Below are 3,241 nucleotides of genomic sequence, written 5' to 3'. Positions count from 1 at the left end.
CGGCTGAGCGCGTCGAGAAGCGTGTTCAAAAACCGCACGACGGCGGTGGGCGGCAGTCTTTCGCTGATCTCCGTGAAGTTTCGCACATCGACAAACATCACGGTCAGTTCTCGGTCGTCGCCGCCAAGACGAAGCGCGTCGCGCGTGTGCTCGATCCGGTAGAGAAGCGATGGCGACAAATACTGACCGAAGGCCCGCCGGATCGCGCGCCGCTCTCGATCAGTCACCAGGAAGCGGAAAGAGGTTGTCGCGAAATGCGTGATCGTGCCCATGAGGATCGGCGAAAACGGGTCGAACAGCAGTCCCGCAAGCGAAAAGGCAAACCATGATGCGACGAGCGCCAGTCCCGTGATCGCAAGGCCGCAGGCGAGCGCAATCGCGGGGCTTACGAAAATCGTCAGAATCACCAGGAGGCTGCCGAGCATCGCGATCGACGCGATTTCCAGCCCGTTTGCCCAATCAGGCCGAGACAGATAGTGGCCGGACAGCACCTGTTCAACGATCTGCGCGTGGATCGAGACGCCCGGCACGTTCTCACCGAGCGCGGTGACACGAATGTCCTGCAGCCCGGCGGCCGAAGTGCCGACAAACACGATGCTGCCTTCGATCGCGGCCCTCGTTTCGGACGAGACGCCGCCGGGTGCAAGCACGTCCTTCGCCGAAACATAACGCTCGGCCCTGTCGGGACTGACATAGAGCCAGAGTTCGCCGGCCGAGGTCACCGGGATAACGAAGTCGCCGATCTTGACGGAGGTCATTATGCCCTGCCGATCCGGCGCGCCGGCAATGAGGTAGGTGGAGGCCCCCTGCGCTACTCTTATGGCTTCGAGGGCAAGATCCGGATAAAGCTGCTCGCCATCAGTCAGAAAGAGTGGGGCTGTCCTCACCACAGCGGTCGATCTGCCGGGATTGAGGCTGATGTGTCCGATGCCGGCTGAATTGGCCTCAAGCTGCGGCCGCAGCGGCGTGGCTGCCTTGATAGGCGGAGGAGCAGCGACCGGGCTCTCGCCCATAAAGGCAATGCCAGCCTTGATTTGCGGCCGATAGTTCCCTTCGTTGGAGATGCCGTAGCCCAGGATAACTGGCTTGCCGGCGATCGACCCGGCGAAGATCTCGTCATTGTCGGGCAGGCGGTCGAGCAGGGCCGGATCGATGCCCGGCACGTCGCGGAGGACAGTGCGAGGCGACAGACGGTCGGGCTCGGCGAAAAGAATGTCGAATGCGATGGCCGCCGCACCAAGCTCCGTCAGCTTTTCGACCAGGGCCGCCATGCGATCCCTGGGCCACGGCCACTGCCCGAACTGCTGCAATGAGGCCTCGTCGATGTCCACCACGCGGACGGGCATCGACTCGAAGCGGCGAGGTGCCAGCCTCTGATACTGGTCGAACGTCGCTTCGCGGGCGAGTCTCAACGGCTGCGGGTCGCTCGCCCGGACAATGGTAAGCGCTGCGACCAGCGACAGACCCAGGATGACGCCGGCCAACTGGGCGCGTGTCATGACATCTGCACCAGTAACTGTGCCGCGTATCCTGCCTGCATGGCCCCGCTCCGGGAGGCAGCTTTCGAGCCTCGAAGCTAGGCTGCATTGTTCCCGGCAAATGTGCAATCGCCAACCTTACGCCCAACGGAGCAGCGCGGGCCGTGCGCTGGCGATTTGCGTAGCGACGAAGTTCTCAATCGGCTCCAGCGCTAGACAGTCGAGGAGCAAGAGCGCTAGCGGAGGCCGCCGGCCATTTTCTCGCTCTCCGGCAAGTTTCGCAACCACAGCATAGCGGCCGCCCCAAGAAGCGGACCCGGCACCAGCAGCAGGAAGGCCCAGCGCCAGCCACCGATGAAGTCGGCGAAGCGCGGCGTCAGCCAGATGGCGAGCACCGTCAGCGCAAAGCCGGCGCCAAGCTGCACCGACAGCGCCGTGCCGACGAAGCGGCGATCGCCGAGCTCGGTCACTGCGGCTGAGAATTGCGCCGAATCGCCGATCACCGAAATACCCCAGACGACGGCGACCAGCATGAACAGCCAAAGCGGCCCGGCAAACAGGAAGCCCATCAGCAGCGCACAGCTTCCCGAGACGATCATCATGCCGGCGGTGGTCGCGGTTCTGCCGATGCGGTCCGACAGATAGCCGCCCAACAGGCAGCCAATGATGCCGGAGGCGACGACGAAGAAGGTCGAAAGCGAGGCGGCAGCGGCCGATCCGATCGCGTGCGCCTCGAATGCCGAGCGCGTATAGGCAAGCAGCCACGCCCACATGGCGTAGAGTTCCCACATATGGCCGAGATAGCCGAGATTGGCCAGGAGCAGCGGCCGCTCGCGAAACACCTGCCCGATGCGCGATGGCTCGAACACCGCCTTGCCGAAAGGATAGGGCCCCTCCCTTGCGAACAAGAGAAACAGGAGCGCGCCGACCGTCGTTGCTAGACTGGCGGCCGCGACCACCGGCCGCCAGTCGAGCGCGGTCAGGACAGCGCGAAAAAGATGCGGCAGCGCCGAGCCGATGGTGAGCGCGCCTATGACTGCGCCGAGCGCCAGCCCCCGGTCGCGCGTGAACCAGGTGGCGACGAGCTTCAGCGCCGGCGGATAGACGCCGGCAAGTGCTGCGCCGGTGACAATACGCGCGGCGATCACGCCGCCCGGCCCGAGATGAAACAGCAGGCTCGCATTGGCGAGCGCGGCGACAAAAGCGGCGGCCGCCATCAGCCGGCTGAGCCGCACCAAATCGGGAAGGTTGACCAGGCTCGCCCCCAGCGCACCGATCACGAAGCCGACCTGAACGCCGTTGGTCAGCCAGGCCTCCCCGCCGGCGCCGAGCGCAAGCTCCTGCCTCAGTTCGGGCAGGATGGCGGTCGCCGAAAACCAGGTGGTCAGCGACAGAACGACCGCCAGGCAAAGCAGCGACAGCACGCGCCAGCGGCCGCTGTCGGCGGCCATGCCAAGCGGGCTGCCGCTCACCGCGCTCATGCGCCTTGCAGCGGGACGGTCAACACGGTCGCCGCGCCGGTGGGACAAAGCTCCCCTGGCCGTTGCGTAGGCTGGTCTCGATCTTGCAGATCGGCTTGTCGGGGCGCAACTTCTTGACCTCCACGCGTCCGATGATCGCCTACTCAACGCCGACCGCCTTGACGAACTTCCATGCGATTTCGAGAAAGACGGTCCCGGGCCCGGGCAAATCCTCCGCGACCAGGGCATTGAGAATACCAGAACTGACGCCGCCGTGGAGGATCGGCTTGCCGAACACCGATT

General features: G+C 64.9%; 2 protein-coding genes. Both read right to left on the bottom strand.

The window, feature by feature from the left end; all coding sequences use genetic code 11:
- A partial coding sequence (locus tag EOA60_RS25315) for a CHASE2 domain-containing protein (RefSeq protein ID WP_128312081.1) occupies positions 1–1,499 on the bottom strand: 1,499 nt, incomplete at its 3' end.
- A 215-nt stretch (positions 1,500–1,714) separates the two neighbouring features.
- Positions 1,715–2,959 carry an MFS transporter gene (locus tag EOA60_RS25310; protein ID WP_095823338.1) on the bottom strand — a complete coding sequence of 415 codons (1,245 nt, stop codon included), beginning with the start codon at positions 2,957–2,959 and terminating at the stop codon, positions 1,715–1,717.
- Positions 2,960–3,241: the final 282 nt, after the last annotated feature.

The sequence above is a fragment of the Mesorhizobium sp. M1A.F.Ca.IN.020.06.1.1 genome, assembly GCF_004023265.1.
In the GTDB taxonomy this organism is placed as follows: Bacteria; Pseudomonadota; Alphaproteobacteria; order Rhizobiales; family Rhizobiaceae; genus Mesorhizobium.
This window is presented reverse-complemented; position numbering and strand designations above follow the sequence as displayed.

Coding starts and splice junctions, on each gene's coding strand:
- EOA60_RS25310 (WP_095823338.1), bottom strand. CDS start 2,959: ATGAGCGCGGTGAGCGGCAGCCCGCTTGGCATGGCCGCCGACAGCGGC.